At 42.1% G+C, this 259-nt stretch carries 1 tRNA gene and 1 rRNA gene; both read right to left on the bottom strand.

The features are described 5' to 3' along the window. Positions 1-5: 5 nt before the first annotated feature. Positions 6-81: transfer RNA gene (locus RH99_RS18150), tRNA-Ala, on the bottom strand. Positions 82-200: 119 nt separating this feature from the next. Beyond that, positions 201-259, bottom strand: a 16S ribosomal RNA gene (locus tag RH99_RS18145); the annotation flags it as partial.

Here is a 259-nt window from a genome sequence, read left to right as displayed (position 1 = left end):
ACAAATGGTGGAGATAAAGAGATTCGAACTCTTGACCCTCTGCGTGCAAGGCAGATGCTCTCCCAACTGAGCTATACCCCCATATGTCATATTACTGAGAATTCAATATTTTAATAAATTGATCTCTCAAAATTAAACAGAGACAAGTTTTCGAGTAACCAAGCTTTCACAGTAGTTATCCTACTATGTCGACTCCTTAGAAAGGAGGTGATCCAGCCGCAGGTTCTCCTACGGCTACCTTGTTACGACTTCACCCCAA

The organism is Clostridium arbusti SL206, assembly GCF_000246895.1.
GTDB classification, from domain to species: Bacteria; Bacillota; Clostridia; order Clostridiales; family Clostridiaceae; genus Clostridium_I; species Clostridium_I arbusti.
Note: the sequence above shows the minus strand (reverse complement) of the source record. Positions and strands in the feature narration are given on the sequence as shown.